Origin of the sequence: Pseudomonas oryzihabitans, from assembly GCF_014522265.1 — a bacterium.
In the GTDB taxonomy this organism is placed as follows: domain Bacteria; phylum Pseudomonadota; class Gammaproteobacteria; order Pseudomonadales; family Pseudomonadaceae; genus Chryseomonas; species Chryseomonas aestiva.
This window is the reverse complement of record NZ_CP017024.1, coordinates 3,520,065-3,545,596: the sequence shown is the minus strand read 5'-3', so window position 1 is coordinate 3,545,596 and position 25,532 is coordinate 3,520,065. Positions and strand designations below refer to the sequence as shown.

General features: G+C 66.2%; 19 protein-coding genes and 3 pseudogenes. 9 read left to right on the top strand and 13 right to left on the bottom strand.

Annotation, left to right across the window (positions count from 1 at the left end; all coding sequences use genetic code 11):
• Positions 1 to 3 precede the first annotated feature (3 nt).
• The 6 genes from BGI51_RS16420 to BGI51_RS16395 all read right to left on the bottom strand — a co-directional run bounded on the left by BGI51_RS16420 (position 4) and on the right by BGI51_RS16395 (position 7,443).
• On the bottom strand, positions 4 to 2,439 hold the full coding sequence (locus tag BGI51_RS16420) for a methyl-accepting chemotaxis protein (RefSeq protein WP_187979014.1): 2,436 nt from the start codon (positions 2,437 to 2,439) through the stop codon (positions 4 to 6).
• 44 nt (positions 2,440 to 2,483) lie between these two features.
• Positions 2,484 to 4,655, bottom strand: a complete 2,172-nt coding sequence (locus tag BGI51_RS16415) for a chemotaxis protein CheA (protein ID WP_187979013.1) — start codon at positions 4,653 to 4,655, stop codon at positions 2,484 to 2,486.
• Complete coding sequence (locus tag BGI51_RS16410) at positions 4,652 to 4,957, bottom strand: STAS domain-containing protein (RefSeq protein ID WP_187979012.1); 306 nt, start codon at positions 4,955 to 4,957, stop codon at positions 4,652 to 4,654. The genes BGI51_RS16415 and BGI51_RS16410 overlap by 4 nt, the downstream gene beginning before the upstream one ends.
• 20 nt (positions 4,958 to 4,977) lie before the next feature.
• Positions 4,978 to 5,349, bottom strand: a complete 372-nt coding sequence (locus BGI51_RS16405) for a response regulator (protein ID WP_133859381.1) — start codon at positions 5,347 to 5,349, stop codon at positions 4,978 to 4,980.
• A gap of 11 nt (positions 5,350 to 5,360) precedes the next feature.
• Complete coding sequence (locus tag BGI51_RS24105) at positions 5,361 to 6,110, bottom strand: methyl-accepting chemotaxis protein (RefSeq protein ID WP_252977305.1); 750 nt, start codon at positions 6,108 to 6,110, stop codon at positions 5,361 to 5,363.
• Between the two features lie 565 nt (positions 6,111 to 6,675).
• Positions 6,676 to 7,443, bottom strand: a complete 768-nt coding sequence (locus BGI51_RS16395) for an FCD domain-containing protein (protein ID WP_187979011.1) — start codon at positions 7,441 to 7,443, stop codon at positions 6,676 to 6,678.
• A gap of 221 nt (positions 7,444 to 7,664) precedes the next feature.
• On the opposite strand from BGI51_RS16395, the gene BGI51_RS16390 reads away from it, so the two are divergent.
• The 4 genes from BGI51_RS16390 (at position 7,665) to BGI51_RS16375 (ending at position 12,515) form a co-directional block, all read left to right on the top strand.
• Complete coding sequence (locus BGI51_RS16390) at positions 7,665 to 9,359, top strand: lactate permease LctP family transporter (protein WP_187979010.1); 1,695 nt, start codon at positions 7,665 to 7,667, stop codon at positions 9,357 to 9,359.
• Positions 9,360 to 9,574: 215 nt separating this feature from the next.
• Entirely contained in the window at positions 9,575 to 10,399 is an 825-nt protein-coding gene (locus BGI51_RS16385) for a (Fe-S)-binding protein (protein ID WP_187979009.1), read from the top strand.
• Positions 10,396 to 11,850: a LutB/LldF family L-lactate oxidation iron-sulfur protein gene (locus tag BGI51_RS16380; RefSeq protein WP_187979008.1), complete on the top strand. Its 1,455-nt coding sequence runs from the start codon at positions 10,396 to 10,398 to the stop codon at positions 11,848 to 11,850. Before BGI51_RS16385 ends, BGI51_RS16380 begins: the two co-directional genes overlap by 4 nt.
• A complete protein-coding gene (locus tag BGI51_RS16375; RefSeq protein WP_187979007.1) occupies positions 11,847 to 12,515 on the top strand; it encodes a LutC/YkgG family protein in 669 nt (222 codons plus the stop codon). Before BGI51_RS16380 ends, BGI51_RS16375 begins: the two co-directional genes overlap by 4 nt.
• Positions 12,516 to 12,683: 168 nt before the next feature.
• Here BGI51_RS16375 and BGI51_RS16370 read toward each other — a convergent pair whose 3' ends face one another.
• The 3 genes and pseudogenes from BGI51_RS16370 to BGI51_RS16360 form a co-directional block, all read right to left on the bottom strand.
• The gene (locus BGI51_RS16370; protein ID WP_187979006.1) at positions 12,684 to 13,154 is read right to left on the bottom strand and encodes an MEKHLA domain-containing protein; all 471 of its coding nucleotides are present in this window, start codon (positions 13,152 to 13,154) and stop codon (positions 12,684 to 12,686) included.
• A gap of 108 nt (positions 13,155 to 13,262) precedes the next feature.
• The gene (locus BGI51_RS16365; RefSeq protein ID WP_187979005.1) at positions 13,263 to 14,384 is read right to left on the bottom strand and encodes a YncE family protein; all 1,122 of its coding nucleotides are present in this window, start codon (positions 14,382 to 14,384) and stop codon (positions 13,263 to 13,265) included.
• Between the two features lie 102 nt (positions 14,385 to 14,486).
• A pseudogene (locus tag BGI51_RS16360) lies at positions 14,487 to 15,490 on the bottom strand (ribonuclease Z).
• A 186-nt stretch (positions 15,491 to 15,676) separates the two neighbouring features.
• Between BGI51_RS16360 and BGI51_RS16355 the strand changes: the two are divergent.
• Positions 15,677 to 16,921, top strand: coding sequence for an acyl-CoA dehydrogenase family protein (locus tag BGI51_RS16355; protein WP_187979004.1), 1,245 nt, complete (start codon positions 15,677 to 15,679; stop codon positions 16,919 to 16,921).
• Positions 16,922 to 16,978: 57 nt separating this feature from the next.
• Here BGI51_RS16355 and BGI51_RS24100 read toward each other — a convergent pair.
• Positions 16,979 to 17,374, bottom strand: a pseudogene (locus BGI51_RS24100) (methyl-accepting chemotaxis protein); the annotation flags it as partial.
• Between the two features lie 144 nt (positions 17,375 to 17,518).
• Positions 17,519 to 18,205 (bottom strand): annotated as a pseudogene (locus tag BGI51_RS24095) (PAS domain-containing protein); the annotation flags it as partial.
• Between the two features lie 301 nt (positions 18,206 to 18,506).
• On the opposite strand from BGI51_RS24095, the gene BGI51_RS16345 reads away from it, so the two are divergent.
• The 4 genes from BGI51_RS16345 (at position 18,507) to BGI51_RS16330 (ending at position 22,103) form a co-directional block, all read left to right on the top strand.
• On the top strand, positions 18,507 to 19,673 hold the full coding sequence (locus tag BGI51_RS16345) for an acyl-CoA dehydrogenase family protein (protein WP_187979002.1): 1,167 nt from the start codon (positions 18,507 to 18,509) through the stop codon (positions 19,671 to 19,673).
• Between the two features lie 10 nt (positions 19,674 to 19,683).
• Positions 19,684 to 20,769 carry a sigma-54 interaction domain-containing protein gene (locus BGI51_RS16340; RefSeq protein ID WP_187979001.1) on the top strand — a complete coding sequence of 362 codons (1,086 nt, stop codon included), beginning with the start codon at positions 19,684 to 19,686 and terminating at the stop codon, positions 20,767 to 20,769.
• A 76-nt stretch (positions 20,770 to 20,845) separates the two neighbouring features.
• Positions 20,846 to 21,706: a pirin family protein gene (locus tag BGI51_RS16335; RefSeq protein ID WP_187979000.1), complete on the top strand. Its 861-nt coding sequence runs from the start codon at positions 20,846 to 20,848 to the stop codon at positions 21,704 to 21,706.
• A gap of 55 nt (positions 21,707 to 21,761) precedes the next feature.
• On the top strand, positions 21,762 to 22,103 hold the full coding sequence (locus BGI51_RS16330) for an FKBP-type peptidyl-prolyl cis-trans isomerase (RefSeq protein WP_187978999.1): 342 nt from the start codon (positions 21,762 to 21,764) through the stop codon (positions 22,101 to 22,103).
• 13 nt (positions 22,104 to 22,116) lie between these two features.
• Here BGI51_RS16330 and BGI51_RS16325 read toward each other — a convergent pair whose 3' ends face one another.
• Both BGI51_RS16325 and BGI51_RS16320 read right to left on the bottom strand, forming a co-directional pair.
• A complete protein-coding gene (locus tag BGI51_RS16325) occupies positions 22,117 to 22,305 on the bottom strand; it encodes a hypothetical protein (RefSeq protein WP_187978998.1) in 189 nt (62 codons plus the stop codon).
• A gap of 224 nt (positions 22,306 to 22,529) precedes the next feature.
• A complete protein-coding gene (locus BGI51_RS16320) occupies positions 22,530 to 25,208 on the bottom strand; it encodes a glycoside hydrolase family 5 protein (RefSeq protein ID WP_187978997.1) in 2,679 nt (892 codons plus the stop codon).
• Positions 25,209 to 25,532 lie beyond the last annotated feature (324 nt).

Here is a 25,532-nt window from a genome sequence, read left to right as displayed (position 1 = left end):
GGGTCAGGATTCGAAGGAGACGTAGCCGTCAGGCACGCCCGAGGTACCCGTACGCAGGGCCTTGCCCGGGACCTGCATGGCCTTGGGCCGCGAGGCCTCCAGCGCGCGTTCCAGGTCCTGTACCACCCGGCCTTCGCCGGTATTGAAGAAGCCCATCAGGCGTTGCAGCTGCTCGGCCTGGGTACTCATTTCCTCGGCGGTGGCAGCCAGTTCTTCGGACGCCGAGGCGTTCTGCTGGGTGATCTGGCTCAGTTGCAGCATGGCGCCGTTGATCTGGCTCACCCCGCTGCTCTGTTCTTCGCTGGCCGAGGCGATTTCCTGCACCAGGTCGGAGGTCTTGCTGATGGACGGCACCATCTGCTCCAGCAGGGTGCCGGCGCGTTCGGCCAGGGCCACGCTGCTCTTGGCCACGGTGCCGATTTCCTGGGCGGCGACCTGGCTGCGTTCGGCCAGCTTGCGGACCTCTGCAGCCACCACGGCGAAGCCCTTGCCGTGCTCGCCGGCACGGGCCGCTTCGATGGCGGCGTTGAGCGCCAGCAGGTTGGTCTGGTAGGCGATGTCGTCGACGATGCCGATCTTGTCGGCGATGGTCTTCATGGCCACCAGGGTCTCGCCGACCGCCTGACCGCCCTCCCCGGCTTCCCGCGCGGCCTTGCCGGCCATGCCGTCAGTGACCTTGGCGTTCTCGGTGTTCTGGGTGATGGAGGCCGACATCTGCTCGACGCTGGCGCTGGTCTCCTCGACCGAGGCCGCCTGTTCGGTGCTGGCCTGGCTCATGCTCTGGGCGGTGGCGGAGATCTCTTCCGAGGCGCTGGCCAGGGAGTCGGCCGACAGGCGCACGTCGCCGATGATCTGGTTCAGCTTGCCCACGGTGCCGTTGATCGACTCCTTGAGCTCCAGCAACTGCCCCTGGTAGTCACCGCGTACGGTGCGGCTCAGGTCGCCCTGGGAGAGCCCGGCCATCACGCCCATGGCTTCGTTGACCGGCGCCACGATGGCGTCGAGGGTGCCATTGATGCCGGCGACGATGCGGCGGAAATCGCCCTGGTGGGCACTGGCATCGGCGCGGGTGTCGAGACGACCGGCCATGGCCGCCTGGCTCAGCAGATTGGCGTCTTCGACCAGGCGCTGGATGTTGCCGCGGACCTGTTCGAGGTTGTCGTTGATCACCGCCTTCTGGCCGGGGAAGCGTTCCAGCGCCACCGACAGATCGCCTTCGCCGAAGCGCTTGACGCAGGCCATGGCCTTTGCCGAATCGCTCAGGTGGCCGGCGACCATGGCGTTGACGCCTTCGGCCATGCCGCGGAAGGTGCCCTGGAAGCGCTCGACGGGAATGCGGGCATCGGTCTCGCCGCGATCATGGGCGGCGGACAGCTGCACCATCTCCGCGACCAGAAGCTGGATGTTGTCGCGCACCTGCTCAAGGTTGTCGTTGATCACCGCCTTCCTGCCGGGGAAACGCTCCAGCGGCGCGGCCAGATCGCCTTCGCCGAAGCTTTTGACGCAGGCCATGGCCTTGGCCGAATCGCTCAGGTGACCGGCGACCATGGCGTTGACGCCTTCGGCGACGTTGCGGAAGGTGCCCTGGAAGCGCTCCAGCGGGATGCGTTTGTCGGTCTCGCCGCGATCATGCTCGCTGGCCATGGTGCTCATCTCCTGCACCAGACCGCGCAGGGTCACCACCATGCGCTGCATGGCGGCCATCAGGCTGGAATCGTCGCCGGCGCGCAGCTGCAGATCGTCGGGCAGGTCGCCCGCGGCGGTGCGGTTGGCGACCTTGGCCACCTCGGCCGGCTCGCCGCCGAGCTGACGCAGCAGGTTGCGGGTGATGAAGAAGCCGAGCAGGCCGATCAGTAGCAGGGTGGCCACGGAGATGCCGACCGACAGCAGCGTGGCCTGATTGAGCGTGCCCTCCGCCAGGTTGGACTGCTCGGTTCCCAGCTTCTGGTTATAGAGGCGATGGGCGTCGAGAACATCACCCACGTGGGTGATGATCTCCTGGTTTTCGCCCAGCAGCCGCTTGACCTCGTCATCCTGGCTGGCGCGCGACAGCGGGATCACCTTGGCCGCGAGCTGGTTGAGCGCGGCGATCGCCTGCCTGTCGTCTTCCCATAGACGCTTGTCGGTGTCGTCGGAGATCTGCCCCTCGTAAGCCTTGAGCGCCTCATCGGTCAGCCGCTGCGATTCGCTGAGTTCCTTTTCGGCCTTCTGGGTGGCGGCATCACCGTCGGCGGCGAGATGGCGATAGATGTTGGTGATGACATCGGCGGAATGGGCGTCGACGGCGTCGATGCCCAGAATGGCCGGCACGGTATCGTTGTTGCCGAAATTGGCCCGTTCGAAGACCTGGTGCAATTGGTAGTAGGCCAGCCCTGCCAGGAGAATGATCCCCAGCAGCGCAGAGAGGACCAGCAGGGACATGCGTTTGGTAACGGTCATGGACTCTAAATCCTTGTCGGTCAGGTCAAGTCGGGTCGGTTCAGTTAGGCCAGCACGGGTGCGAGGACTGGAGCAGCGGTGCCGGTGGACGCGGCTTCGCCAATCAGGCCGGGCACGTTGAGGATCAGCGCCACGGCACCGGTACCCAGGATGGTGAAACCACCGAGGCTGCGGTTGTGGCCGAACAGCGGACCGAGCGGCTTGATCACGGTCTGGAATTCGCCGAGCAGCTGATCGACCACCAGGCCGGCGCGCTGGCCGGCATAGCGCACCACCACCACGTTCTGCCGCCGCGGCGGGGCTTCCTCGATGGTGAACAGCTGACGCAGGCGCAGCACCGGCAGCACCTCGCCGCGCAGGTCGAGGTAGTCGTTGCCGTTGGCCTGGACACTGGCCGCCTCGGTCAGCTCGATGCACTCCTCCACCGCTTCCAGGGGCACCACGTAGGTGGCCTTGCCGACGCCGATGAGGAAGCCGTCGATGATCGCCAGGGTCAGCGGCAGGCGGATGGTCACCGTGGTGCCGCGGCCCTCCTCGCTGGTGAGGTCGACGCTGCCGCGCAGGGCGGTGATGTTCTTTTTCACCACGTCCATGCCGACGCCGCGACCGGACAGGTTGCTGATCTGCTCGGCGGTGGAGAAACCCGGTTCGAAGATCAGGTTGAACACGTCCTTGTCGGCCAGCACCTGGCCTTCGGCGATCAGGCCGCGCTCGGTCGCCTTGCGCAGGATGCGCTCGCGCGACAGACCGCCACCGTCGTCGGTGACCTGGATGACGATGCTGCTGGCCTCGTGATAGGCGTTCAGCCCCACGGTGCCCTGGGCCGGCTTGCCACGCGCCAGGCGCAGCTCGGCGGATTCGATGCCGTGGTCCATGGCGTTGCGGATCAGGTGGGTCAGCGGATCACCGATCTTTTCCACCACGGTCTTGTCCAGTTCGGTCTCGCCACCGCTGATGCGCAGGGCAATGTCCTTGCCGATTTCCTTGGAGACGTCGCGGACCACCCGCTGGAAGCGGTTGAAGGTGGTACCGATCTGCACCATGCGCAGGGTCAGGGCGGTATCCCGCACCTCTTCCACCAGGCGCGACAGCACCCCGGTGGATTCCACCAGGGCCGCCAGGCCGCTCTGCTGGGCGATCAGCTGGGTCCCGGCACCGGCGATGATCAGCTCACCGATGAGGTCGATCAGTTGGTCGAGTTTGGTGGCGTCGATGCGGATCAACTGGCCTTCGCCCGCCGGCGCGCGCTGCTCCTTGATCTTGCGCTGCTTGTTCAGGGCCGCATCCACCACCGGCGGATTGACCAGCTGGGCTTCCACCAGGGCTTCGCCAATAGGCTGGCGCGGGGTGGCCGGATCGGCCTGGCGGCGCAGCACCTCGTCCAGCTCGGTGGCGGTCAGGGTGCCGCAGCGCACCAGGATCTCGCCCAGGCGCAGGTCTTCCTCGGCCAGGTCGTCGATCAGCTGGCAGTAGTCGCTGCTGCGGCTGTGCGGCGGCAGGATGCGGATCTGGCTGTCTTCGCGGACGAATTCGAAGGCCGCCTCGATGGTCGCCTTGTCGGCGTCGCTGTCGAAGGCGACCTCGAAGCCCAGGTAGCAGGTCTCCGGATCCATGTCCGCTGCGGCCGGGATGGCATCGGTCAGGGTGACGATGTTGACGATGCGGCCAAAGCTGTTGAGGTAGCGGACGAAGGCCAGCGGATCCATGCCGTTGCGCAGCATGTCCGGACCGAAGCGCAGCGACAGGTGCCAGTGGCCGGCGGCCACGCCATCGACCGGTGCCGCCAGGGTACGGGCGGCAGCGACCGGCTGGGCCGCCTTGGCGCTCGGCTGCAGATAGTGCTCCAGGCGCTGCACCAGCACGGCGCCGGCGGCCTGGAAGTCGGGCTCCGGCTCGCTGCCGGACGACACCCGGGCGATCAGGCCGTTGAGGTGGTCGCAGACCTCAAGGAACAGCGCCGACAGGGTCTCGTCGAAGGCCAGCTCGTTGCTGCGGATCCGGTCGAGCACGCTTTCGGCGACATGGGTGAAGGCCACCACATGGTCCAGACCGAACAGACCGGCCGAACCCTTGATGGTGTGGGCGGCGCGGAAGATGGCATTGATCAGCTCGACATCATCCGGTGCCTGCTCGATCTGCAGCAGCGCGGCTTCCATCTGCTGCAGCAATTCCTCGCTCTCGGCGATGAAGGTCTTGAGAATCTCGTCCATGTTCATGCGGCAACACCTTCCGCGGCGGCCGCGGTAAAGAAGTCGGCAAGACCTGCCAGCTCCAGCAGTTCGGTGACGGCGGGGCTGGGATCGACCAGCTCCAGGCTGCCGCCCAAACGCTGCGCCTCCCGGTGGGCCAGCAGCAGCAACTGCAGCCCGGCCGAATCGAATTCATCGACCTCGGCCAGTTCCAGCGCCACGGTGACCCCGGCGGTCAGGGGCTCCATCAGCAGCGGCTTGCTGTCGGCCGCGGTGTAGATGGTCAGCGGCCCGGTAATGGGCAAGCGGGTACGAACGGCATCGTTCATGGGGGCAGCCTCCAGGGCCATCAGGGCATGATCAGCTTGGAAACCGCCGCCAGCATCTGCGCCGGCTGGAACGGCTTGACCATCCAGGCCTTGGCACCGGCGGCCTGGCCGGCGGCCTTCTTGGCGGCATCGGATTCGGTGGTGAGCATGATCACCGGGGTGAACCGGTAGGCCGGCAGCTTCTTGGCCGCGGTGACGAAGGTGATGCCGTCCATGTTGGGCATGTTCACGTCGCTGATGATCAGGTGCACCTTGCGACCGTCCAGCTTGGTCAGGGCATCGCGGCCGTCGCAGCCTTCGATGACGTCATAGCCCGCGCTTTTCAGGGTCATGGACACCACCTGGCGGATGGAGATGGAGTCGTCGACGATCAGAATGGTCTTGTTGCTCATGACAGCTTTCCTTAAAAGAACGTGATATCGGATTCGGCAGCGGCGGCGGCCGGTCGCTTGCCGTGGTGCACGGCGACCTGCTCGGCCATGGTGTAGGTGCGGGCCAGCTCGGCGAGCCAGCCACGGGTGTCGAGGGTCGGCAGCGGCTGACCGCTGGCAGCCAGGGTGCGACGGTCGATCACCAGGCGCTCGAGGCGCGCCTGGTCGTCACGGATGTGGCCGAGCATCTGGCTGACGCGATCCTGGAACTGCAGGGCGACCAGCACCTCGGCAATGGCGCCGCCCACGGCCGCGGCGTTGTCGGCCAGGGCATCGCTGCGCTCGACCACGTCACGGGTGGTGCCGCCAAAGGCGCCGATGACCTGCTCGATGGTCTCGCCGGACTGGTTCAGGGTGCCAGTGTCGCGTTCGGCGTGGAGCTGCGACAGTTCCAGGGTGCGGGCAATGGCGCCATTCACCGTTTCCACGGTTTCGCCGATCTTCTGTCCGGTATCGCCGGACAGGGTGGAGAGCTTGCGCACCTCGTCGGCGACCACCGCGAAACCGCGCCCGGCTTCGCCGGCCCGGGCGGCTTCGATGGCGGCGTTGAGGGCCAGCAGGTTGGTCTGGCGCGCCACGTCGCCGACGTCCTTGGCCATGCTCTTGAGTTGTTCGGTCAGACCGGCCAGGCCGTTGACCTCGTCCAGCAGCGCGCCCTTGCTCGACAGCGCCTCGCGCAGCGAGTGCAGGATGCCGTCGAGCTGGTTCTGGCTGCTGGCCATGAGATTGACCAGGCGATCGCCACCGCCATGATCGGCGCCGGCGACGCTGTGGATGCGGTCGGCCAGTTCGGCGAAGCGACTGGTCAGGCTGACGATTTCCTGCTCGGTGTGGGCCCGCGCCGCTTCGATCTGCTCGGACCATACCGGCAGTACCGCCACGCAGAGGGCTTCGAGTGCCTCGTCCCGACCGCTGGCCGGGCTCTGGCTCACGGCCTGGTCGGCGGCGCGCTCGGCGTGGCGCGCCTGGGCGCGACGCAGCTGCCAGAAGCCCAGACCGGCGGCAAGCACCACCTGGGTGGCACTCAGCGCCAGGGTGGTCGGCGTCACGCCGCCCACGAACAGGATCGCGCCGGTACCGCAGGCACCGAGCAATGCAGGGGTGAAGGTAAAGTCGACGAGCGAGGGCGAAGAAGAGGCGTGTTCCACAGGAGGGTACCGGTCTAGACGCCAGCGAAGGCGGGAAGGTGTGACCGGGTTATCAGCTCTGGAACGCTAAACTTTAGCCGCGGACGCTCAACTTATGCTACTAGCATAATGACATCATGATGTTTTCCGCCAGATTTTTCTAGAGCTCATCTCGCCGTTTGGCCCGTGCTAGACGGCCTGCCATGGCGCCGGCCTCCTCCAGAACCTCCCGCACATAGCCCAGATGACGACTCGCGGCCTCGCGCGCCGTTTCCGCTTCACCCGCGACAATCGCCTGGTAGAGCGACCGGTGCTGTTCCAGCAGGCGCTCGCGGGTTTCGCCCCGCTGCGCCTGCATGCCGCCGATATTGGTCACCATGTGATGGCGCAGCAATTCGAACAGGCTGCGGATGCTGTGCAGGTAGACGGCGTTGTGACTGGCCTCGGCGATGGCCAGGTGAAAGGCCGCATCGGCCTCGCCCTCCTCTTCCCGGGTCAGGGTCTCGCGCCGCCGGTAGCAGTCTTCCAGGCGTTCCCAGGCCAGGGTCAGCCGCGCCAGGTCCGGCTCGGTGGCGCGCTGGGCGGCGTAATAGGCACAGGCGCTTTCCAGGGTGTGGCGAAACTCCAGCAGATCGCGGCGGGTTTCCTCGCGGCTTTCCAGCAACGGTAGCAGGGGATCGGTGAAGGCACTGTTGAGCGCCTCGGTGACATAGGTGCCACCGCCCTGCCGGCTGAGCAGCAGGCCGCGCGCGATCAGCTTCTGGATGGCTTCGCGCAGCGAGGGTCGCGATACCCCGAAGCGCTCGGCCAGCACCCGCTCGGCCGGCAGGCGCTCGCCAGGTCGCAGAGAGCCTTCGGCGATCAGCGCCTCCAGGTGCTTGACGATGTCGTCCGACAGACGACGTTGCTTGACCGGTTCGAACCCCATGAAAAACCTCGAAAAATGCCGCGGACGATGGCGGACGTCCGCCAGCCGGGCGGTACTGGCCGACGAAAGTCGCACATCAAGGGGTTTGACAGAGGCAAAGACCCCGCTTAACGTGCGTGAAGTCGCTCTTGTAAATTGGTATTACCAATTTCTGCCACAGGTCGCGATCTTGTGCAACCCCGTCCTGCCGCCTCCCTACAAAAACAATCAAGGAGCACCCGATGGATACCTGGCAACAGATCTATCTCCCCCTGGGCAGCCTGGGCCTTTCGGCCTTCGTCGCCGCCCTGCCCATTCTGTTCTTCTTCGTCGCGCTCGCCGGTCTGAGGCTCAAGGGCCATGTGGCGGGCGCCATCACCCTGGCGATCGCCCTGCTCATCGCGCTGTTCGTCTATCGCATGCCGGTGGACAAGGCGCTGGCCTCGGCCGGCTACGGTTTCCTCTATGGCCTCTGGCCCATCGCCTGGATCATCGTCACGGCGGTGTTCCTCTACAAGCTGACGGTCAAGTGCGGGCAGTTCGACATCATCCGCAGCTCGGTGCTGTCCATCACCGACGACCAGCGCCTGCAGGTGCTGCTGATCGGCTTCTGCTTTGGCGCCTTCCTGGAGGGTGCGGCCGGCTTCGGCGCACCGGTGGCCATCACCGCCGCCCTGCTGGTGGGCCTCGGCCACAATCCGCTGAAGGCGGCCGGGCTCTGCCTGATCGCCAACACTGCGCCGGTGGCCTTTGGCGCCCTGGGCATCCCGACCATCGTCGCCGGGCAGGTGACCGGTATCGACGCCTTCAAGATCGGCGCCATGACCGGTCGCCAGCTGCCGCTGCTGTCGCTGCTGGTGCCGCTGTGGCTGATGTTCATGATGGACGGCATGCGCGGGCTGCGGGAAACCTGGAAGCCGGCGCTGATCTGCGGCGGCACCTTCGCCGTGTTCCAGTACCTGACCTCCAACTTCATCGGCCCGGAACTGCCCGACATCACCTCGTCGCTGGCCGCCATGATCGCCCTCACCGCCTACCTCAAGCTGCGCCAGCCGCAGCAGGCCACCGCAGGCGCCACTGCCGTGGTCAGTGGCGGCGGCGCCGCCATGCTGGGTGGCGGGACCGGCTTCGGCGGCGGCGGCCGGCTGCCTCCTGAGCATCCCCTGGGTACCGTGATCAAGGCCTGGTCGCCGTTCCTGATCCTGACCGTGGTCGTCACGATCTGGACCACCAAGGCCTTCAAGGCGCTGTTCGCCACCGGCGGTGCCCTCTATGCCCTGGTGATCAACGTACCGGTGCCCTACCTGGACAAGCTGGTGCTCAAGACGCTGCCGATCGTGGCCACGCCGACGCCAATGCCGGCGGTCTACAAGCTCGACCTGCTGTCGGCGTCGGGCACCGCCATCCTGATCTCGGCGCTGATCTCCATGGCCATCTTCCGCATCAAGCCCTCGACCGCCCTGGGCGTGTTCAGGGAAACCCTGGTGGAGTTGCGCAAGCCGATCCTGTCGATCGGCCTGGTGCTGGCCTTCGCCTTCGTCGTCAACTACTCGGGCATGTCCACCACCCTGGCCCTGCTGCTGGCCGGTACCGGCGCGCTGTTCCCCTTCTTCTCGCCGCTGCTGGGCTGGCTAGGGGTATTCCTGACCGGTTCGGATACCTCGTCCAATGCCCTGTTCGGCTCGCTGCAGGCGACCACCGCGCACCAGATCGGCGTTTCCGACACCCTGCTGGTGGCGGCCAACAGCTCCGGCGGCGTGACCGGCAAGATGATCTCGCCGCAATCCATCGCCGTGGCCTGCGCCGCCACCGGCATGGTGGGCAAGGAGTCCGACCTGTTCCGTTTCACCGTACGGCACAGCATCGGCTTCGCCGTGCTGGTCGGCTTGATCACCCTGGCGCAGGCCTATGTGTTCACCGGCATGCTGGTGCACTGATCGTGCGTTTCCCGGCGGCGACCCAGGTCGCCGCCGGTCTTCTGGAGCCTTTTCATGATCTCGCGAGCTAGAGACAAACAAGGCGAAAAGGCCTGAGGAAGCGGAGTTTACGAGTGGTAAATGAGCATTCCGAAGGCCTTTTCAACGCGGTTTGGCCGACGCGCAGCAGATCATGAAAAGGCTCTCTTTTAACCGGGCCAACCCGGAGTAGCCTAATGAACGACCTCTTCCACAACGCCGCCCCCAACGCCACCCGCACCGCGCCACCGCTGGCGCCGCCGCGGACCTATCCGCCGCAGAAACCGACCCAGGTCTATCTGTTCGGCACCTGCGTGGTGGACCTCTTCTATCCCGAAGCCGGCATGGACAGCATCCGCCTGCTGGAGCGCGAAGGCATCCGCGTGCATTTCCCCCAGGCGCAGAGCTGCTGTGGTCAGCCCGCCTACACCTCGGGCTACACCGAGGAAGCCCGTGCCGTGGCCCGCACCCAGCTGGCGCTGTTCGCCGAGCCCTGGCCGGTGGTGGTGCCCTCCGGCTCCTGCGCCGGGATGCTGCGCCATCACTACGCCGAGCTGTTCGCCGACGAGCCTGACACCCTGCGGCAGGTAAGGGATCTGGCCGAGCGCACCTACGAACTGGCGGAATTCCTGCTGCACGTCTGCCAGGTCGACTACCAGGATCGCGGCGCCCCGACCAAGGTGGCGCTGCACACCTCCTGCAGCGCCCGCCGCGAGATGCAGACCCACCTGCACGGCCGCGCCCTGCTCGGCCAGCTGCAGGCCGTGGAGCGCGTCGACCATGACCACGAGAGCGAATGCTGCGGTTTTGGCGGCACCTTCTCGGTACGCATGCCGGACATCTCCGGCGCCATGGTGGCGGACAAGACCCGTGCCCTGCAGGACAGCGGTGCGGCCCAGGTGCTCACCGCCGACTGCGGTTGCCTGATGAACATCAACGGCGCCCTGGAAAAACAGCGCGCCGCCCTGCGTGGCGAACACCTGGCGAGCTTTCTCTGGCGCCGTATCGGAGGTGCCGTATGAACGAGATGCTGAAGATCCCCCTCACCGACATCAGCGCGGCGCCCCCCTTCAAGACGCGCGCCCGCCAGGCCCTGGGCGACGACCAGCTCAGACGCAACTTCCGCACGGCCATGGATTCGCTGATGACCAAGCGCCTGGCCAGCATGAGCGATGCCGACGAGCGCGAGCGCCTGCGCGAACTGGGCAATCGCACCCGCGCCCGGGCGCTGTCCAAGCTGCCGGAGCTGCTGGAGCGCCTGGAAGCCAACCTCAAGCGCAATGGCGTCCAGGTGCACTGGGCCGAGACCACGGCCGAGGCCAACGCCATCGTCCAGCAGATCGCCGAGCGCCATGCGGCCAAACTGCTGATCAAGGGCAAGTCCATGGTCAGCGAAGAAATGGACATGAACCACGTGCTCGGCGCCCAGGGCATCGACTGCCTGGAATCGGACATGGGCGAGTACATCATCCAGCTCGCCGGCGAGAAGCCCTCGCACATCATCATGCCGGCCATCCACCTCAACCGGCAGCAGGTGGGTACCCTCTTCCACGAGCACCTCGCCGAGCCCTACACCACCGACGTCGACGAACTCATCCAGACCGGTCGGCGGGTGCTGCGGCAGAAATTCTTCGAGGCCGACATCGGCATCTCCGGGGTCAACTTCGCCGTGGCCGAGACCGGTACCCTGCTGCTGGTGGAAAACGAGGGCAACGGGCGGATGTCCACCACGGTACCGCCGGTGCACATCGCCGTGACCGGTATCGAAAAGGTGGTGGAGAACCTGCGCGACGTGGTACCGCTGCTATCGCTGCTGACCCGTTCGGCCCTGGGCCAGCCGATCACCACCTACGTCAACATGATCTCCGGGCCGCGCAAGGCCGAGGAGCTGGACGGACCGCGCGAGGTGCACCTGGTGCTGCTGGACAACGGCCGCAGCCAGGCCTTCGCCGACAGCGAATTGCGCCAGACCCTCAACTGCATCCGCTGCGGCGCCTGCATGAATCACTGCCCGGTCTATACCCGCATCGGCGGCCATGCCTATGGTGAGGTCTATCCCGGCCCCATCGGCGCCATCATCACCCCCCACCTGGTCGGCCTGGAGCAGGCGCCCGACCACCCCAGCGCCTCCTCGCTGTGTGGCGCCTGTGGTGAAGTCTGCCCGGTCAAGATCCCGATTCCGGCGCTCTTGCGGCGCCTGCGCGAAGAGAACGTCAAGGCGCCCAATGCCGAGCCGCACCTGCTGCGCGGCCAGGGCAGCAAGTTCTCCGCCCGGGAGCGCTGGACCTGGCATGCCTGGCAGAATCTCTACACCTCGCCGCTGCTCTATCGCGGCTTCAGCTACCTGGCCACCCGCTTCGGCCGCTTCGCCCCCGGCCAGCTCGGCCCCTGGACGGAGCACCACAGCGCGCCCAGGCCGGCATCGCGCTCGCTGCACGAACTGGCCCGCGACCACCTGGAGAAACGCCCATGAGCGCCCGCGACAACATCCTCGCCAAGCTGCGCGGCAGTCTGCAGGGCACTCAGCCGCTGGCGGACACCTTCGATGAAGCCCTGGTGACCGAACCCTGGCGCTATCCACCTGCGGAGCGCGTCGCCCGCCTGCGCACCCTGATGGAGACGGTGCATACCGAAACCCACCTGACCACCGCGGCGGACTGGCCGGCGCTGGTCGAGCGCGTCCTCGCCGAACGGGGTCTGGATCAGCTATTGATCGCTCCCGGCACGCCCCACGGTGCGCGCCTGGTGGAGCGCTGGCAGGGCGACGGCTCACCGCGCTGGAAGGCCTACGATCGCCCCGTGGAAGAGTGGAAGGCCGAACTGTTCAACGACACCCCGGCCAGCCTCACCGGCACCCTTGGCGCCCTGGCCTCCACTGGCAGCCTGGTGCTCTGGCCGGATCGTCAGGAACCGCGCCTGATGAGCCTGGTGCCCCCGCTGCATATCGCCCTGCTCAGGGCCAGCACCGTGGTGGACAACTTCTACGAGTTGCAGCAACAGCACCGCTGGCAGGACGGCATGCCGACCAATGCCCTGCTGATCTCCGGGCCGTCCAAGACCGCCGACATCGAGCAGGTACTGGCCTATGGCGCCCACGGGCCCAAGGATCTGGTGGTGCTGATCGTCGAGGACAAGTGAAGCATCCGACCGGGATGAGTCGGGATAGCCTGGCATTACCCTCGCGTGGAAAACGCTGCGCGGTTTTCCACCCTACGACGTCAGACTAGGCGTAGGGTGGACAACGGCGCAGCCTTGTCCCCGAATTCGCCGATCTTCCGAGCGCAGCCGAGCCCAACGATCTTTGCCTCACTCCAGTTGCCCAATCCGCTGCGGGTCCGGCCAGAACAACGCCGCCTGCCCCAATCGCTGTCCGTCGACATCAAGCAGATTCCACACCACGCCGGCATGGATCTGGAAGGCCTCACCGTCTCGATCGACCCGCCAGCCCTCATAGCCACAGGCATAACCCTGGCGCCCCACCGCTTCCATCAGGCGCTGGCGCTCGTCCCGGTCCTTGGGTGAGGCGCTGAACCTGGAGGGCATGCCGATGAATTCGGCGCGGGGATAGCCGAAGCAGCTTAAGGCCTGCCGGTTGGCATAGCAGAACAGCGGATCGGCTTCGGTACCGTGCGCCAGCAGGGCATAGGGTGCCCGCTCATGCAGCCAGGCAGGAACGTCGGCCGCAAGTAATCCCGCAGGACGCGGCAGCGGCTGGCCGAGCCAGTGACGATAAGAGGCTTCCAGCAGCGGAAGCAGGCTGAGATCGGTCGCGGACAAGGTGGCGGCTCCTGGGTGGTGGTACCCACGCATTCAAGAGCAAGCCGGCGGGCTTGGGAAGCCCGGGGCCACCGCAGCAGGACGCTGCAGCAGCCAGGGCGGCGTGGTTTACTTCACCGCGGAGAGGTCGATGCGCACCACGCTTTCCGGTGCGGTGTTCATGTATTCCTTGTCGAAGGGCGTCTTCACCGTCGCATACAGCGTCTGGCCATCCGGGCTGACCAGCAGGCTGTTGGGATTGGGCTTGAGGTCGTAGGCCTTTTTCTCGGCGTAGGTGGTGGCGTCGAGGATCAGCAGCCGACCGGTCTCGCGCTGGGTGATGTACAGCTCATTGCGTTTGGTATTGAGCTTGATGGCCAGGGCGTCACCCACCGGCAGGCGCTTGATTACCTTGCCGCTGCGGATATCGAAGACCAGCACGGTCTTGGCCTCGGAATTGTCGGTGACGAACAGCTGGTGGTTCGCGCGATCCTCGGCCAGGTTCAGCAGCAGGTACTTGCCACCGTCACCCGGGGTCCAGCGGTGTTCGATCTTGCGGGTGCGCGGATTGATCACCAGCACTTCCCCACTGCCGTTGGCCGCATAGAGGCGCCCGGTGTCCTCGGAATACAGCAGGCCGGTCACCCACTTGCCGGCATTGGGAATGCGCGCCTTGAGGGTCAGCGTCTTGGCGTCCACCACCCAGATCACCCCCGGATCGCCGACACCGCCGACATACAGCAGGCCGTCATGCAGGATGACCTGGCGCGGATTGACCGGATGGCCGTCACGACCCATCTCGTTGAATTTCAGCCGTTTCTCCACCTTGCCGGTACGCAGGTCGATGCGGCTGAGGCCGCCGTCCAGGGAGTTGGTGACGAATAGCGTCTCGCCGCTGGCATCGGTGGTCAGGGCGAAGTTCTTCAGGTCGGTGTGGATCTGGCCAGTGATGGCCAGGGTGGCCGGATCCAGCTGGTAGATCACCCCGCCGGTGACGCCCTTGGTCAACTGGGCAGTCGCCGCATAGACCGACTGCTTGGCCGGGCTGTAGGCCAGCTCGTAGACGCCGTAGCCCAGCTCGATGCGCTTGAGTTCGGCCGGCGCCTGAGGCGCGGCGGGCTGCGCGGCGACAGGCGCCGGCGCGGGCGGCGGTGGCATCGGTGCCTCCGGGCGGCTGGAACAGGCTGCCACTGCCAGGGACAGTAGCGCCATGGCGCCCAGCGTCGAGACCTTGTTGAAAGACACCGCCATTTGCTTCTCCTAGGGACGAGGTGCGAGGGATCGAAAGGATCCTGAAATGATAAACGTTCGCACTATGCCCAAGGAGAACAGGTCAGACAAGACCGAAGCGTTTCAGCCTCTTTCCTGCTGCGGGTCGCCATCCCCTGCCCCGCCGCTCTGGTCCAGGGCTTTCAGCCGGCCCTGACGATCCAGGCGAAAGCGCGCGAAATCCTCGGCCAGCTGCAGGTGGCCGCCATAGCAGGCCGCGGCCTCCCGGCGCAGCTCGTCGATGCACGGCGAACGCCCCGCCTCGGCCTGATAGCGCGGACTGAAATGGGTGAGCAACAGCGCCGGCAGCGCCTGCGCCTCGGCGAAACGAGCGACGCCGGCCGCGCTGCTGTGGCCCCAGCTCTGCCCGGTCTTGTCGATCTGCGCCTGGGCGTAGGTGGCTTCATGGACCAGCAGCTGAGCGCCCCGGCAGGCCTCCGTCAGCAAGGCGGGATCGTCGTTGTCTCCCGCCACCACCAACCGCCGCTCGCCATGGGCCGCCTGCAGGAAGTCGGCGCTGCGCAGCAGGCGGCCTTCGTGCAGCACGTCCTCGCCGCCATGCAGCCGCCCCACAGCGGCCCCCGCGGCACCTGGGCCGCCGCCAGGGCCGCAGGATCGAGGCGCTGCGGCCGACGGGTCTCGCGGAAGCGAAAGGCATGGCTGGGCACCCGGTGGGAGAGCGCGAAGGCGTCGATATCCCAGGCGCCCACGGCAACGCCGGTAAAACCCTCCAAGGCATGGAAGCGCAGCTCGAAAGGCAGGTGCAGCGCGGTCAGCATCCGGGTGGCGGCGAGCCAGTCATGGACCGCCTGGGGTGCGATCAGCAGCAGTGGCTGGCGGCGTCCGGTCATGGCGGCACTGGCCAGCAGCCCTGGCAAACCATAGCAGTGGTCGCCGTGGACATGGGTGATGCAGATGGCGCGCAGATCCGCCGCCGACAGCGGGGTGCGCAGCAGCTGGTGCTGGGTGGCCTCGCCGCAATCGACGAGAAACCAGCCCTTGCCCTGGTCCTCGATCAGGGCAAGGGCCGAGACGTTGCGCCGCCGGGTCGGCACCCCGGCCGAGGTGCCGAGAAACAAGAGGTCCATGGGGACTCCAGACAAAACGCCAGTCTAGCGTGGCCGACTCGCTGTCGCCCGGGCAACAGCGGCCAGGCACTCCTGCTGCCGGCCAGGCAGTCCATGCCCGGCAAACCCCGAAAAAGCGGCCTTTCAGGTCCTGGCAACGCTCTTGCAAAGCCTCTGGCGTCGACCTTCCAAACGCTGAGGATCTCCATGAACCTGCGCGCTCGCCACCTGCCGCCCACCCCTGCGCCCAGCCCCGACTACGAACAGCTGGCCGCGCGCTTTCGGCCGCTTTTTGCCCGGATCGCCGAAGGCGCCCTGGAACGCGAACGCCAGCGCACCCTGCCCTATGCGCCCGTCGCCTGGCTCAAGGACGCCGGCTTCGGCGCCGTGCGGGTGCCCGTGGAGTTCGGCGGCAGCGGTGCCAGCCTGCCGCAACTGGTACGGCTGCTGATCGAACTGGCAGCCGCCGACAGCAATCTGCCCCAGGCGCTGCGCGGCCACTTCGCCTTTGTCGAGGATCGCCTCAACGCCCATGCCAGCGCTTCCCAACAGGTCTGGTTCGAGCGCTTCGTCGCCGGTGACCTGGTGGGCAACGCCTGGACCGAGATCGGTACCGTCAAGCTAGGCGAGGTCATCACCCGGGTCAGCCAGCAGGACGGTGAGTGGCGTCTCAACGGCACCAAGTACTACAGCACCGGCAGCCTGTTTGCCGACTGGATCGACGTCTACGCCCAGCGCGACGACACCGGCGGCGACGTCATCGCCGCCATCCGCACCGACCAGCCCGGCGTGCGCCAGTCCGACGACTGGGACGGCTTCGGCCAGCGCACCACCGCCAGTGGCACCTCGGTGTTCGAAAACGTGCGCGTGGCGCCGGAAAATGTCATCGACTTCGCCACCCGCTTCAAATACCAGACCGCCTTCTACCAGCTGGTGCTACTGGCCGTGATCACCGGCAGCGGCCAGGCGGCCGTGCGCGAATTCGCTGCCGAAGTACGGAGGCGCACCCGGGTCTACAGCCATGGCAACGCCAGTGCGGCCAGTGCCGATCCCCAGGTGCAGCAGGTGGTGGGCAGGGCCTCGGCCTTCGTCTATGCCGCCGAAGCCGCGACCCTGGCAGCCGCCGCCGCGGCCCAGGTCGCTTTCGAGGCCCGCTATGCCGGGGATGCCGCCGCCGGGCACGCCGCCAACGTGGCGGCGGAACTGGAATCGGCCCAGGCGCAATCGGCGGTCGCCGAGCTGGTGCTGCGGGCCACCAGTGACCTCTTCAATGCCTTGGGCGCGTCGGCCACTAGCAGCCGCAAGGGCCTGGATCGCCACTGGCGCAATGCCCGCACCGCGGCCTCGCACAATCCGCTGATCTACAAGGAACGCATCGTCGGCACCCGGGAGATCGACGGCAGCGAACCGCCCTTCGTCTGGCAGATCGGTGGCGGCAGCAAGCAGGGCTGACCGCCTGAATGCACAACGGCAACCCTGGGGTTGCCGTTGTGCATTCAGCGTGCGGGATCAGTTCGACAGCTGGCGGGCGAAGCGCCCCACGGCGCCGACCACCCGCTGGGCGCCATCCTGGATCTCCACGATCACCTGCCCGGCCTGCCCCGCCAGCTCCAGGCCCTGCTCGGCCTGACGCCGGCCGTTCTCGATCACCGTCACGGCTTCGCCGGCCAGTTGCTGGTTCTGCTGCACCACCCCGACGATCTCCTCGGTCGCCTTGCTGGTGCGCGAGGCCAGTTGCCTGACCTCGTCGGCCACCACGGCGAAGCCGCGGCCCTGCTCGCCGGCCCGAGCCGCCTCGATGGCGGCATTGAGCGCCAGCAGGTTGGTCTGTTCGGCGATGCCGCTGATGGTCTTGATGATGGTGCCGATCACCTGGGACTGGTTGTCCAGCGCCTCGATGCCCTTCACCGCCTCCTGCATCTGGGTGGCCAGGGCGCGCATCACCTCCACCGTCTGCTGCGCCACCGCCGCACCCTTGCGGGCGGTGTCGTCGGTATGCCGGGAGGTCTCGAAGGCTACGCTGGCGGCCTCGGACACCGCCTGTTCCTGCTGGACCTGATCGGTGATCACGGTGGCGAACTTGACCACCTTGTACAGGCGATCATGGGCGTCGATCACCGGGTTGTAGGAGGCTTCCAGCCAGACATCGCGGCCATGGGCATCCAGGCGCTTGAAGCGATCCACGACGAATTCGCCGCGACGCAGGCGCGCCCAGAATTGCTGATAGGCCTCGGAGTTGGCCTCGGCCGGCTCGCAGAACAGCCGGTGGTGCTTGCCCTTGATCTGCGCCAGGGAATAGCCCATGGCCTGCAGGAATCTGTCGTTGGCGTCGAGCACCTCGCCGTCGAGGTTGAATTCAATGACCGCCGTGGAACGGCGCAGCGCCTTGAGCAGGCTTTCGTGCTCGCGCGAGGTCTCGATGGTTCTCGTCAGGTTGTTGCAGAACAGTCGGAAGCGCGTCACCTGGCCCTGGCTGTCGTGGAACGGGTGCAGGATGCCTCTCAGCCAGGCTTCCCGGCCATCGCCACGCAGGAGATGCAGCGCCCCGCTATAGGGCTCGCCGCGGCTCAGGCACTGCTGCAGGCGACGGTTGTACTCCTGGTTTCTGACATGCGCCGGCACCAGATCCAGGAGCGGACGACCCAGCAAATCCGCGGCGCGCAGGCCCATTTCCTGTTCGAAATTGGCGTTCACCGCGGTCACGCGGCCCTGGCCGTCCAGCTCCAGGCCAATCATCTCGACGTCGAGCTCGGCCTTCAGTCGCTTGAAGGAATCCACCTGCTCGCGGAGACGCTGCAGTTCTTGTTTTAATCCTTTGTTGAACATGACACGCCCCTGGTCGGGAGATTGAGTTAATTCAGTGTCGGCAGCCAACAGTCAGGGCTTAAATGAGATAGCAAAAAAAGATGACCAGGCGGTCGGAATGCAAGATGGGTGGCGCCACGCCATTAACTAATAACAAAAAAATATTTCAACTAAGGGTTTGGCTCGCATTACGTTCTAACACCTGCGACCCCCTCCACCGCACGAGTCCCTCATGTCCGATGCCCTGCTGGATCCCCTCACGCCCCTGCTGGAACGCTTCGCCGCCACCTCGGCCGAACGCGATCGTCAGGGCGGAACGCCCAAGACCGAGCGTGACGCCCTGCGCCAGAGCGGTCTCCTGGCCCTGAGCATTCCCCCGGAACTGGGCGGCCTCGGCGCCACCTGGGACCAGACGCTGGAGGCAGTGCGGCGGCTGGCCCGGGTCGACAGCTCCCTGGCCCACGTCTTCGGCTTCCATCATCTGTTGCTCGCCACCACCCAGCTGTTCGGCCAGCCTGCGCAATGGCGACCCTGGCTGGAGAGCACCGCGCGCGATGCCCTGTTCTGGGGGAACGCGCTCAACCCCCTGGATCGCCGTACCCTCGCCCGCCGCCACGGCGATGCCTGGCAGGTGGATGGCCAGAAGAGCTTTTGCAGCGGTGCCCTGGACTCCGATCTGTTGCTGCTCTCGGCGCTGGAGAACGATGACAGCGGACGCCTGCTGATTGCCGTGGTGCCTACCGGGCGCGCCGGCATCCAGTTGTTCGACGACTGGGACAACAACGGCCAGCGCCAGACCGACAGCGGCAGCGCGCGCTTCGACGGCGTACGCGTCGAACAGCAGGAATGGCTGCTCGACCCCGGCCCGCTAAGCACGCCTTTCGCCTGCCTGCGGCCGCTGCTGGCCCAGCTGATCTTCGCCAACATCTTTCTCGGCCTGGCCGAAGGCGCCTTCGCCGAGGCGCGCCGCTACACCACCACCCAGGCGCGCCCCTGGTTCAAGTCAACGGCCGCCAGCGCCAGCGAAGACCCCTACATCCTACGCCACTACGGCGAGTTCTGGGTCGCCCTGGAGAGCAGTCGGCTGCTGGTGGAGCGCGCCAACGGCGCCTTCGCCCAGGCGTGGCAACAGGGTACGGCCCTCACCCCAGCGGCACGCGGCGAACTGGCCGTCGCCATCGCCACGGCCAAGGTCGCCGCCAGCCGGCACGGCCTCGATCTCGCCAGCCGCCTGTTCGAGGTCGGCGGCGCCCGGGCCACCGCCGGTGCGCTGCGCCTGGATCGCTACTGGCGCAACCTGCGCACCCAGACCCTGCACGATCCGGTCGACTACAAGTTGCACGAGCTGGGCGAGTGGGCCCTCAACGACACCCTTCCCACCCCCAGCTTCTACTCCTGAGGAATCCGCGATGACCCTGCTGACCCTGACGCGCACGCCCGAGGTGCCCCGCTACCGCGCGACCGCCCAGGTGTTCGCCGATCCCAAATCGCGCGACCTGCTCGCCCACCTGGAAAAGATCGCCCCGAGCGACGCCAGTGTGCTGGTGATCGGCGAGACCGGTACCGGCAAGGAACTGATCGCCCGGCATATCCATGCGCTGAGCCACCGCCATGCCGGCCCCTTCGTCGCCGTCAATTGCGGCGCCTTTGCCGAGAGCCTGGTCGAGGCTGAGTTGTTCGGCCATGAGAAAGGCGCCTTCACCGGCGCCCTCACCGCGCGCGCCGGCTGGTTCGAGGAGGCCAACGGCGGCACCCTGTTTCTCGACGAGATCGGCGACCTGCCGCTGTCGGTGCAGGTCAAGCTGCTGCGCGTCCTGCAGGAGCGCGAGGTGGTGCGGCTCGGCTCTCGCCGCAGCCTGCCGCTGAACGTAAGGATCGTCGCCGCCACCAACGTCCCGCTGGAGCGGGCGGTGGCCGAAGGCTCCTTTCGCGAAGACCTCTGGTACCGCCTCAATGTGGTCAGCCTGCCGCTGTTGCCGCTGCGCCAGCGCCAGGGCGATATCCTGCCGCTGGCCCGGCACTTCCTTCACGCCTATGCCCAGGCGCCGGTCGCCCTGACACCGGCGGCGGAGCGACGCCTGCTGGAACACCCCTGGCCGGGCAATATCCGCGAACTGGAAAACACCCTGCAGCACGCCCTGCTGCTCAAGCCCCAGGGCCAGCTGGAAGCCAGCGACCTGACCTTCGTCCAGCGGCCCAGCCTCGTTCCGCCAGCGCCACGTCCGGTCGACACGGCGCCAGTGGACAGCCTGCTGGCCGAGGCATTCGCCCAGTTGTTCGAAGAGCAACCGGAGGCCCTGCACGAGCGCGTCGAAGAGGCCCTGGTACGCGCGGCCTATCGCTTCTGCCATCGCAACCAGGTCCACACCGCGCGCCTGCTGGGGCTGAGTCGCAACGTCACCCGCGCCCACCTGATCCGCATCGGCGAACTGGTGGTCAATCACCGTCGCCCGCTCGCGGTCCGGCCGGAACGCGAGGTGCGCTTCTCCATCTGAAGGGCGCTCTTCACGCCTGGGGTACCCGCCTGCCGAGGTGCCCCTTACACTGGGGTTTTGCCCCGCGAGGCCCCGCATGACCGCCCGTACCCTGCTGCACCGCCATCCCGCCCGGCGTGACGACATCGGTGACCTCCAGACCCGCCGCCCGCTGCCGGGCCCCGGCCTGCCGCATCTGGATCCCTTCCTGTTCCTCAACCACCACGGTCCCCAGGTCTATCCGCCGCACAATGCCGGCCTGCCCTTTGGTCCTCATCCCCATCGCGGCTTCGAGACGGTGACCTTCATCCTCGCCGGTGCGCTGGCCCACCGCGACAGCGGCGGCCACGAAAACGTCATCGAAGCCGGGGGCATCCAGTGGATGACCGCGGGCAGCGGGCTGGTGCATGCCGAACTCTCTCCCGCCGCCTTCAAGCGCGATGGCGGTGACCTGGAGATCCTGCAGCTGTGGGTCAATCTGCCCGCCCGTCTGAAGTTCACGCCTCCGGCCTACCAGGGCGTCACTGCCGAGGCCATGCCGCTGATCGAAGAGGATGAAGGCCGGGTGCGTATCCGACTCACCTCCGGCACTCACCAGGGTGTCCAGGGCGCCGTGCAGACGCCGACGCCCATCACCCTGATGACCGTCGAGATCGCCCCCGGCGGCCGCGCCACCCTGCCCGCTCCCGCGGGTGCCATGGTGTTCTGCTACGGCGTCCGCGGCACCCTGCAGATCGCTGGTCATGACGAAGCCCCCTGGCAGCTGTTCGAATTCGCCGATGACGGCGACCACCTCGAAGTCGCCAGTCGCGACGGCGCGGTACTGCTCTATGGGCATGCGGTGCCCTTTGCCGAACCCATCGTCGCCCACGGCCCCTTCGTCATGAACAGCGCCGAGGAGATCCGCCAGGCGATCCGCGACTACCAGGCGGGCCTGTTCGGCGACGTGCCGGAGTGAGCCCGCCACAGGATCGCGCTCAGGCTAGAATCCGGCTTTTGCCGGGAGCACAGCCATGAGTGACGAGTTGCGGATCGAGGATCTGGTAGTGGGTGACGGCAAGGCGGTGGTCAAGGGCGCCCTGATCACCACCCACTACGAGGGCTGGCTGGACGACGGCACCCTGTTCGATTCATCCCGCGCCAAGGGCCGGCCCTTCCAGTGCGTGATCGGCACCGGCCGAGTGATCAAGGGCTGGGACCAGGGGTTGATGGGCATGCGGGTGGGCGGCAAGCGGCGCCTGGAGGTACCAGCGGCGCTCGCCTATGGCGAACGTCAGGTCGGTGCGCTGATCAAGCCGCACTCCAGCCTGACTTTTGAAATCGAATTGCTGGAAGTCTTGACGCGGGACGATTGAGGCCTGGCCGACTTCAGTTCGGTGCCTTGGTATTCCGGCGTACCAGCTCGAGCTGGGCTTCGAGCACGCTCAGCCGGGCAAACTCACGGGTGTAGATGACGAATTGCTCCTGAAAGCTCTGCCGGCTCCGGGCGAGATCCTGTCGATGACTGCGAATCTGCTCTTCGAGCGTCTGCAGCCGCTGCTGGGTGGTTTGCGTCATGGCACCTACTCCTTGTGCTTGGGGTGTCAATCGGACTCTAACCGTGCCCTGACAAATCGAGCTAGAGCCGTTCGTCGTCGCTAAACTAGCGCCACAGAGCCGTTTCGTATCGTTGATGCACTTCCGTGCTGCGTGAAAGGCGCGTTTTTCCTTACCGATCGGTCAAGAAAAAAGGCAACGAACCTCGAGAGGTTCGTCGCCTTCAGGACAGGCTCAGCGAAAAGCTAGCGCGGGCCTACCGCCGTGCAGGCGTTGCTGGCATCGACATACTTCTTCAGGGTCGGCCACTGCGGCCGCTCCACGCCATTGACCGGCTCCACCGCCAGCGGGGCAGCTCCCCAACCCGGACCCGCCGCCCAGTAGGTCAGCGGCATGCAGTTCTGCTGCAGATAGGCCAGCAGATTGTCGGTGGCGGTCAGCCAGCGGCTGTCGCCAGCCGGTACGCCGAACTCGGCGATCATGCCTCGCTTGCCGTTGCGCTTGAGCCATTCGACGAAGGGCTTGACGCGATTGACCCCTACCTGCGGATCGAAGTTGTTCATGTTTTGCGCGGCGTAGCTGCCACGGCCATCCTCATCGAGGTAGACGTTGGCTGCGTAGATGATGTTGTTGGCCGGATCCTTCAGATTGAGCAAGGCATTGCTCGCGCTCGGCCAGTTGGCCGCGCTACCCCAGGCATTGCCCTGGACGATCACCGGGTGGGTGCGGTCCATGGTGCGCACCCCGTCGATGCCGGACTGCGCCGTCACCGGCCAGCTGCTGTCGGCGCCATTGGGCTTGCCCATGATGTCATAGCCATAGAGCGCGGCATGGTTGCCCCACTGGTAGGCCAGACGGTACATCAGATCCCAGTAGTTGAAGTTGGTGACGGTACCGGTGCCGATCAGGGTGCCCTTGTAGCGCCCGCCGTTATCCAGCGCCAGGATCACCTTCATGTTGTACTTCTTGGCCAGCTCCAGTACCTGGGTGACCTGCTGGGTGTACGCCCCTTCCAGGCTCCCGAAGAAACGTGTCTGCAGACGTTCCCAGATCACCGGAAAGCGGATCAGCCGCACGCCCTTGGCGCTCCACTGCTGAAAGTTGGCCTCGCCCGGCATGATGTAGTTGACGTTGAGGACCCCGGGCAGCGTCTGAGGCGCAAAGGCGGCACCCGAGAAGTTCAGCCCCAGCAGATTGAGCTTGGCGCTGTTGGCAGGCGTACCGCTCGATCCCGTCGGCGCGGCCGCGGAACCGGCTGCCGGCGTGGTAGAGCCCGTGGATCCCGAGCTGCCGGTTCCGGTGGCAGGCTTCACCTCGACCACCGGCGCCGTCGCGGCCGGCGTCGCGCTGCCGGAGTTATTGCTGGAGTTGCTGCCCGAGCTGGAGCTGCCCGTACTGCCCGTCGTGGTCCCGGGCACCGTCGCCGGCGTGCCGGAGGTGGTGGTGCCAGTCTTCAGGGTCTTGGGATAGCCATAGGCATTGCCGTCGAGCTGCGGGCTCTCGATGAAGACGCTCATGTTGCTGCCGACGACCTGGGCATAGGTCACCTTGTAGCTCTTGCCATCGGCTGGCGTGAGCTGTGCGCCCACCTTGAAGGCGCCCACGTTGGCGGCCGACGCCGGAATGGAGAAGCCGGCCGACTTGCGATAGACGCCATGCAGCCAGTCTTCGTTGGTGAAATCGTTGATCGAAGTGGTCACCCCGGTCGTGGTCGAGGCGCCAGTATTGCCGGTGCCCACAGGGGTACCGGTGCCCGTGCTGCTACCGCTGCTCGAACCGCCGCTGCCGCTGCTGGAGCCACCGCTGCTGCCCGTGGAGCCGCTGGAGCCGCCCGTGGCTCCGGAGCCACTGGCCGGCGTACTGCCGGTGCCACTGGCAAGCGGGCCGATGGCGGTGCAGCTGCTGTCATCGATGTATTTCTTCAGGGTCGGCCACTGCGGTCGGTCGGCACCGTTGACGGGCTCCACCGACAGGAAGTAGTTGCCCCAGCCCGGACCCGCCGCCCAGTAGGTCGAAGGAATGCAGTTCTGTTTGAGATAGGCCAGCATCCGGTCCATCAGCGGCAACCAGCGGGGATCGTTATCCGGCACGCCGAATTCGCCGATCATGCCCTTCTTCCTGTTCTTCTTCAGCCACTCGACGAAGGGGCGCACACGCTCCACACCGTAGTCCTGGCTCAGCTTGCCGACATCGATGCCGGTGTAGTTGCCGCCGGCGCTCTCGTCGAAATAGGAATGCGCCTGGAAGATCAGGTTATCGGACGGATCCTTGAGCGCCAGCAGGGAGTCGTTCCACAGCGGCCAACGGGTTGCCTCCGACCAGCCATTGCCCTCGATCATGATGGGCTTGGTCTTGTCCACCGCGCGAACCCCGTTGATGCCGTACTGGGCGGCGATCGGCCATTGGGCCATGGAGTCGTGGGGCTCGTTCATGATGTCGTAGGCGTACAGCGACGGCTGACTGCTCCAGCGCTGCGCGATCCGGGTCATGATCTCCTGGTAGCGGTCATAGGGCACCGCCGCGCTGCCGATCACCGACCCGCGATAGAAGGTGTAGTTGTGCAGGTCGAGGATGATGCGCATGCCGTACTTCTGCGCATTGGCGAAGGTCTGGTCCACCAGCGCCGCATAGGTCGGGTCCAGCGGACCGCCCAGCACCGGCTGCAGGCGCTCCCAGATGATCGGGAAGCGGATCAGCTTGATGCCCTTGCCACTCCACTGCTTGAAGTAGGCCTCGACGGGAAAGATGTAGTGGGTGCCATTGACGCCCGGCAGTACCTGGCCCGCGAACCCGGCCCCGGACAGATTGAGGCCGACCAGATTGACCTGCTCGGCCTTGGCACCGGTAGCCAGGGTCAGGGCGGCAACGAAGGGCAGCATCTGGGCGGCCCTGAGGGAAAACTTCAGGAAGGATGGATTCATCATCACCAACTGCGCTAAATCGACAGCGCGCTCCCTGAACACTGGCCGATATGAAGTGAGAGAAGAGTCGCGCAGTCATGCCTGACGCGACGTTGCCTCCAGGCACCCTGACCTATACAAGCCACATGCCAACTTCATAGCCAATGATTATGGCCACTATTTAGACATCATCAATAACAAATACAAACAATTGATTCTTAATGATTTTTTCAAATAACCGCTCATCGCCGCCGACAGATGAATCCTTTCACCTAGAGTTGTCAGCGCTTCAACTCCAGTCCGCCGTCAAATTCATTTCTCCATCTATCAGACAACCGCCCAAAAGTT